This window comes from Moorena sp. SIO4G3, assembly GCF_010692305.1.
Classification (GTDB): Bacteria; Cyanobacteriota; Cyanobacteriia; order Cyanobacteriales; family Coleofasciculaceae; genus Moorena; species Moorena producens_A.
Genome location: NZ_JAAHIG010000422.1, coordinates 1 through 7254 on the forward strand (window position 1 = coordinate 1; position 7254 = coordinate 7254).

Sequence of the window (7254 nt, forward strand, 5' to 3'; positions counted from 1 at the left end):
TCGCGACGGCCGCACCCACGGGCTGATGGGTTACTGCTACCTCGAAGGCGGCCACCCCCTGGCGGCGGAGATCGCGTACCGGGGGGCCATCCTGCAGCAGCCCGAGGTGAAGATGCCTATTGCCTGTTTCCTATTGCCTGTTCCCTACTCCCTACTCCCTACTCCCTACTCCCTTTCCTTTATGTACTTAAAAAAATCCCAAACTGTTTTATTACTACTGCTGTGGATTACGATTGGGGCTTTGCTGCGCTTTGCTGGTCTAGGGGTTTTACCTCCTTGGACTGATGAATGTGCGACAACAGTATTTAGCTTGGGTAACAGTTTTTACTCCTTACCTCTGAATCAGTTTATGGGAGTGGAAACCCTATTAAGCCCACTACAACCATCTCCTGATGCTGGCATTAGTGATGTTATTCATTATTTATTAAGGGAAAGTACCCATCCCCCAGTTTATTTTGCTCTGACTCATCTGTGGCTGAAACTATTCCGATTAGAGGATGGTATGGTTTCCATTTGGGCAGTGCGATCGCTTTCTGCTTTATTTGGAGTAATCTCGATTCCTGCTATCTTTTGCCTAGGTCGGCTGGCCTTTCGCTCACTATTGGTAGGTCACATAGCAGCAGCAATGATGGCTGTTTCCCCTTTCGGGATTTTCCTAGCTCAACAGGCTCGTCATTATACTCTGGCTATTGTGCTAGTGATAGCATCTCTGGGTTGCTTGGTGAAAGCGGTAGAGTTAATCGACCGTGGTGAACGGTTGCCCAGTTGGCTAGGGTTAGCGTGGGTGGGAGTGAATAGTCTGGGGATTGCTACCCATTATTTCTTTATCCTGACTTTAGGTGCGGAAGCGATCGCATTATTCAGACAAGCTTGGCGACAAACTCAGCAAGACCGACTAGCTTTGATCAAACCTTACTGGTGGCGGATTTATGGAGTAGCTATCGGTTCCTTAGCGGGATGTTTAGTGTGGATACCGGTCTTACAAGCGATTCATGATAGTCCCCCTACCCAATGGATTTATAGCCAAAATGCGATCGCACGATGGATTGAACCCATAGGACGATTCTTACTATGGCTGTTCAGTATGGTGTTACTGCTACCTTCTTCTTTCTATGACCTATCCCTAGGAATTATTATTGTTTCCGGTATAGTTACGTTAATCCTAGTGGTTTGGATAGTATCCCATCTCCGCTATGGACTGAAATTGCAGCAACTCGATCACCATAACGGTTCCGCTATCACAATTCTAAGGGACTATGTCTTAGCAGCAATTGGGTTATGTTTAGTCTTGACCTGGGGTTTCGGTATAGATTTAAGCACAGCCCCTCGTTTTCACTTCGTCTACTTTCCAGCAGTGATCCTCTTGGTGGCAGCAAGCTTAGGTGGTTGTTGGAATCAGATTAGACTTGTTGCACAAGCAGGGAACAGGGAACAGGGAACAGGGAACAGGGAGCAGGGAGCAGGGAGCAGGGAGCAGGGAGCAGGGAGCAGGAACCCACCCCTAACCCCTCCCAGGAGGGGAACACAGGAAAGTGGAACAAAATTCGATGTACCTGATCGGGATGAAAAAGACTATACAGCAAATTCCGCCCCCCTAACCCCCCAAATTTGGGGGGAAATGGAGTTAAAGTCCCCCAGAATTGGGGGATTTAGGGGGCTTGCAGCTAAAGACAGTGAGGTCAATTCATCTGGAAAAGGCGATAAGTCTTACTTTGGCAAAAGGATAGTGGTAGCGGTATGGTTGATTGGGCTGTTGGGTGGATTAGTGACAGTCTCGAATCTTGGTTATCTTCAAAACGAGCGCCCGGATCTACTAGTGTCTGTTGTTAAGGAAGCAAGTGAAGCACCGGTTGCGATCGCAACGACCTACAAACACCATGGACAGACCGGGCGCATGATGGGATTAGCTTGGGGATTGAAGGGTATAGCTGTTGCTAATGCTTCTAATGATAATTCCAGAGATTTTCCCCAATTTTTCTTAGTAGGTCATGACCGGAATAGTTCCAGTTACGAAGATGCTGTCCAACAATTACAGCAACAATTAAAGGAATTGCCACGACCACTAGATTTATGGTTAGTCAATTTCCGTACTAAAGTTGACCTAGAATCTCAGCAATGTTTTCGAGAAAAGCGCTCTCGAAAGTGGGCTGGTCAATACAGTTATAAGCTTTATCGATGTGTTGCGGAAAATCGAAACTGATCCGTTGCAGAAACGAGCAACATCATAGTAAAGTACTGAGGGGAAGTGATTCATTGTCAAATGAACCACTAGATCTAGTAAAGTACAGAGGGAGCATGTCAGTGATGCAGATCAATTATAGCGCTACGCCCAAGGCAAAAGGCAAGAGGCAAGAGGCAAAAGTTGACTACAACAGCTTTTGCTGCTTGTATCAATGTCCTAACTTTAATGGGTAGTGCTATATACAGAGCATTTGTACTAAAGCTATCGCTCCTTCATGGGTTTTAGCTTACTCTAATCGTACACAGTTCATAGGTTCTGTAACTTTCATCTGCTCCCAAGTACAGAGATGGGAACCAAATATCTAAAAAACGGTTACCAATCAATTTTTAGTATTTCAAAGGAAAAAACCAAAAATGAATCGTATTTACACACTTTGTTTGAGTTTTGCTCTAGCCGTGATCATACTTTTTAGCGGTGGAGTAGCTTTTGCCAGCAAACTACCTGAACTCGGAACCTACGTTTCTGAAGACAACAACTTCACAATCGAGATTATCGATACAGATTCAAGGATTGGTCAAATCACCGGTGTTTATAGGACGACTTACAGTCCTGTAGGATCATTTACCAAAAGTGGTAATATCGGGAGTTTCTCTTGGGTCACTAATCAGGAGAAGGGTCGGTGTTGCGACACCGCTCCTTTTTCGATAGGTTTCACCGTAATAGAACGGCCTTCTGGTTGGCCTTATGCTATTCGTGATACATGGGCAGGTGCCTACCAAGAAAACAACAGCCTCCTGATGGGGGGCGTCCGTTCCTATGTCAATGACGAGGCTGTTGTGGAAGTATCAAGCCTTGGAACCTTGACCTTTTCTAAGTAAGATTTTCACAAACAAACAGTCGCGAATACATTTTTAACCTTTTCAAAGGCTAGCTGCTGTTGGTTATTTTCTACAAAAAAATTGCAATATCTACAAAGATGAGTTAGAATTTAAGCATAGATTTAATTCCATTAAAGATACTTTGTAACTTAAATTAAAGCCGATAACCAAGGTTTTGGTAGTTACGTGTTTTTGTCCAGAGTGGAGTTTCATTTATGCGCTAAGCCGGGCTTCGTCTGGGTTTAGCCTTGGGAGATACCCCCTGGCTGCTTTGGCAGCTTGCATTAGTGAGCCAAGCTCTTCGTTTTGTAGATTTTGGTAGCTAAAAAGTATCGGAGCAATCAATAGAACGGTAGTCATTTGACTACCGTTTTTTTTACGATTTATCGCTATCTATAGCAGTTCTCAATGTTTACCCTTCCCTGCTCCGAACGCGCCCCGCGTGGCCCACGGCCTTAGTCACTACTTCCTACAAAACAACACAAAAGTTCCTTACCCAATTCAGAAGTGTTATAAAAAGGTAAGCATTCAGCCTAATGCTGACAGCTGATTGCTTAAATAAAAAGATAAAACCTAGTCAAACTACCATGGATAAAGATACTAAATTTGCTTTACTAGTAATTGCTATTCCCCTGTGTGGGTTAATTTATTGTGGCTCAGCAATAGCAGTGATGGTTTACAGCGAATATGTCAGAGAACATCCCTTGACATTTGGTACCCTTTTTTTACTAATTCCCTTCGCTACCGGAGCATTCATTTGGCTGAGAGCTTCCGCTAAAGCTTATCAAGTCAAGGGAATAGGGAACAGGGAACAGGGAACAGGGAGTAGGGAGTAGGGAGTAGGGAGTAGCGATGCAGCGCGGTCTTGGGGGTTCCCCCCATGAGCGACTGCATCAAGACGGGAGTAGGGAAATGGCATCAACAATTCTCACAATTCCTAAACTGATTACTATACCCTACTGAAAGACCAAGGGCGAACAAAATCCTAATCTTAAACCTTAAACATCCTAACCTTCAACCTTCAACATCCTAACCTTCAACCTTCAACATCCTAACCTTCAACCTTCAACATCCTAACCTTCAACCTTCAACATCCTAATCTTAAACATCCTAACCTTCAACCTTAAACATCCTAACCTTCAACCTTCAACATCCTAACCTTCAACCTTCAACATCCTAAACTTCAACCTTAAACACCCTAACCTTCAACCTTAATAACCTTGGCCTTTGGCCACGCTACGCGAACAACCTTCAACTTCCCAAAAAAAATAGCCGCAGAAATCCTTTCCACGGCTAGAGGTTTTGATGATGACTACAATTTTTCAACCAAACCTAAACACAATCCCATGTCATGAGACCTAATGTCTTGGCCAGGGGGGTTACCCCCCCTAAATTAGTTTAATCGATAATCAGGTACTTGGTCATCATCGTGATGAATTCCCCTGGGATGCCAGTGGGCTGAAGGGGGCTCCACTCGGAGATTTCCGCATAACGCAGCGCATATAGGGTATGCATGGTCTTAAATATGGCTTTACGTGATCCTTTCAAAATGTGCTTAACTGGGTATTTTTTTGGAGAAGGTTCCTGAGGAGTATTAGCGGGAGTAATCTCTTCAGGATTGTTGTTTTCGTTTGGGATAAACTCTTCAGTCATCGTTAAAACCTTTGGTTGAATTTAATACTATTATCATAACGATTATATTTAAAGTTGTCAAGGGGTTTTATAAATTATTTTCTGAGGGGGTATTGAAAGAAAATGTACAGAATTAAGAATTAAGAATTAAGAATTAAGAATTAAAATTGAGAACTGAGAACAGTTGCGTAGGGTGTGTTAGGGGCGGAATTGCCCTAATTTTTTTCTTTTTAGCCAGCCTTGGTATAGTCCGCACCGTAACGCACCACCGGGTCAAACAGCCACAGAATTAAGAATTAAGAATTGAGAATTGGGAACAGTTGCGTAGGGTGTGTTAGGGGCGGAATTGCCCTAATTTTTGGCTTTTTAGCCATCCTTGGTATAGTCCGCCCCGTAACGCACCACCGGGTCAAATAGCCAAAGTAAAATTCAAAAAAAAAATGTTAGCGTTCGCGTTTTTTTTAGGGAACAGGGAATAGGTAACAGGTAACAGGTAACAGAGGATAATTTGGGAATGCGATCGCGTAGCTTGGCCTACGGCCAATCGCTTTTAGCGTGACCCTTGGTAAATCCCGTAGCGTATCTTTCAGAGAATCGCATTTTTTTGATAAGTAATTTTATCGAAATTATCGGTAAAAGTAAATCGAAAAACTAATTAATTTTGATAACTTTTTCCCTATTCCCTATTCCCTATTCCCTGTTCCGTGCTCCCTGCTCCCTGCTCCATTTATTTGCTTGTGTTAAACTAAATCGAGATTGGATTTCAGCCATCTACTGGTTAATGATATATAATTAACTGGAGGCTAATCGTTGAGTAATTTAACGGGCTTGATAAAAATCTCAAGCCACCAGAACTCACTTGCTAGTGCGGATGTGGTGTTTGTTCACGGGCTGGGAGGAGATGCTAGAAGCACCTGGCATCCCCAGGGAAAACAGGATGATGATGACTTCTGGCCAGTTTGGTTAGGAAACGATCAGCTAGGTCTTAATATCTTTTTGGGTATCAGGCTGAAGCGACAAACTGGAAAAGCAACAGCAGTATGCCCCTTTTCGATCAAGCCAGTAATTTATTAGATTGGTTAGATATCCAAGATCTCGGCAAGCGTCCATTAGTATTTATTACTCACAGTATGGGCGGGCTTTTAGTCAAAAAAATGCTTAGAGGTTGTCTGAGAAGTTTCATTTGCTACATCTAAGCCCCCGTTGGTCCCCCAATTTTGGGGGCTTTTACCAGCAAATTGATTCTTGTTCCCCCCAGAATTGGGGGGCTAGGGGGGCAAAATTCAGTATCAAAAAACTTTTCAGATCTCCTCTTAGCAGTGCCTTGACCTTTCAAAAGCAACCTATTCTTGAACAGACTAAAGGGATTGTATTTCTGGCTACTCCCCACACTGGTGCTCATCTCGCTAATTTAATTGATAAGATTGGCGTTTTGGCACAAACCACTGTAAGTGTAAAAGAACTAAAAGCTCATTCCCCTCAGTTACGGGAATTAAATGAGTGGTATCGAGAAAATGTTCGGAGTTTAGGAATTTCCACAAAGGTCTATTATGAAACCCAGCCTGTCAAAGGAATTTTGGTGGTAGACCCAGATAGTGCCAACCCAGGCATTGAAAAAGTGAAGCCGGTTGCCATAGCAAATAACCATATTGACCTGTGCAAACCAGAGTCTCAAAACAGTCAGGTCTATCTTGGTGTCAAGAAATTTATTGAGGAATGCCTCAAAAAAAAACAGATAACGTCAAATCCCCCCACTAACATTCTTGATCGTGGCACTCCCCACTTTGTGGGGAGGCAAGATAAACTTGAGCAGCTCCATCGGGAACTTCAAAACACCGATAAACTAGCAATTTGTGCCATTGCCGGAATGGGCGGTGTGGGAAAAACTGAACTAGCTCTACAATATGCTCTTAAATATCAGGAAAACTACCCTGGTGGTTTGTGCTTATTCCCGGTGCGAGGGGTGGATCTCGGGACTCAAGTTGTTAGTTTTGGGCGTACCGAATTAGGATTAAACATTCCAGATGAACTAGATTTCAACGAGCAGGTAAGATACTGCTGGAGACATTGGCTAGAAGGAACAGTATTGATCGTGCTGGATGATGTGGCTTCTTTCAGCAAGGACTACAAACAAAGAATTCATCAATATTTGCCTCCAGCACAATCCCGGTTCAAGGTACTGGTCACCAGCCGTCAGCGTCCAGGGGCTTCTTACCGACGAATTGACCTGGATCTACTTTCCCCACAGGCAGCATTGGAATTATTGCGTACGCTTGTTGGAAAAGAGCACATTGACAACGAACTAAATGAAGCAGAAGCCCTATGTGAATGGTTGGGTTATTTGCCTTTGGGCTTGGAGTTAGTAGGGCGATATTTAGATATACATCCGAGTTTAACCATCGCTAAAATTCAGAAACGTTTAGAGAAAAAGAAATTAGGTACGGTCGATGCCCGGTATTATCCGGGGCACCTCCGCTTCAGAACCGTACGTGCGACTTTCACCGCATACGGCTCCTAGGTATCCTCAACCTTCCGGCTTGCCTTTCGGCTTGCTCCAGTGAA

General features: G+C 43.8%; 8 protein-coding genes. 6 read left to right on the plus strand and 2 right to left on the minus strand.

Translation table 11 applies throughout. The annotated features are described in order from the left end of the window. Window positions 1-112: 112 nt before the first annotated feature. From F6J99_RS38700 to F6J99_RS38710, 3 genes are all read left to right on the plus strand, one after another. A complete protein-coding gene (locus F6J99_RS38700) occupies window positions 113-2200 on the plus strand; it encodes a glycosyltransferase family 39 protein (protein WP_293121313.1) in 2088 nt (695 codons plus the stop codon). A gap of 395 nt (window positions 2201-2595) precedes the next feature. Further along, complete coding sequence (locus F6J99_RS38705) at window positions 2596-3060, plus strand: hypothetical protein (protein WP_293121315.1); 465 nt, start codon at window positions 2596-2598, stop codon at window positions 3058-3060. A gap of 1220 nt (window positions 3061-4280) precedes the next feature. Further along, the gene (locus tag F6J99_RS38710) at window positions 4281-4415 is read left to right on the plus strand and encodes a hypothetical protein (RefSeq protein WP_293121317.1); all 135 of its coding nucleotides are present in this window, start codon (window positions 4281-4283) and stop codon (window positions 4413-4415) included. Between the two features lie 43 nt (window positions 4416-4458). On the opposite strand, the gene F6J99_RS38715 is transcribed toward F6J99_RS38710, so the two are convergent. Both F6J99_RS38715 and F6J99_RS38720 read right to left on the minus strand, forming a co-directional pair. Next, window positions 4459-4713: a hypothetical protein gene (locus F6J99_RS38715; protein ID WP_070391754.1), complete on the minus strand. Its 255-nt coding sequence runs from the start codon at window positions 4711-4713 to the stop codon at window positions 4459-4461. Window positions 4714-5101: 388 nt separating this feature from the next. Beyond that, a complete protein-coding gene (locus tag F6J99_RS38720; RefSeq protein ID WP_293121319.1) occupies window positions 5102-5236 on the minus strand; it encodes a hypothetical protein in 135 nt (44 codons plus the stop codon). Between the two features lie 117 nt (window positions 5237-5353). Here F6J99_RS38720 and F6J99_RS38725 point away from each other — a divergent pair, with 117 nt between their 5' ends. The 3 genes from F6J99_RS38725 to F6J99_RS38735 all read left to right on the plus strand — a co-directional run bounded on the left by F6J99_RS38725 (window position 5354) and on the right by F6J99_RS38735 (window position 7210). Next, entirely contained in the window at window positions 5354-5488 is a 135-nt protein-coding gene (locus F6J99_RS38725; RefSeq protein WP_293121321.1) for a hypothetical protein, read from the plus strand. 14 nt (window positions 5489-5502) lie between these two features. Beyond that, the gene (locus F6J99_RS38730) at window positions 5503-5766 is read left to right on the plus strand and encodes a hypothetical protein (RefSeq protein WP_293121323.1); all 264 of its coding nucleotides are present in this window, start codon (window positions 5503-5505) and stop codon (window positions 5764-5766) included. A gap of 250 nt (window positions 5767-6016) precedes the next feature. Then, complete coding sequence (locus F6J99_RS38735; protein ID WP_293121325.1) at window positions 6017-7210, plus strand: NB-ARC domain-containing protein; 1194 nt, start codon at window positions 6017-6019, stop codon at window positions 7208-7210. Window positions 7211-7254 lie beyond the last annotated feature (44 nt).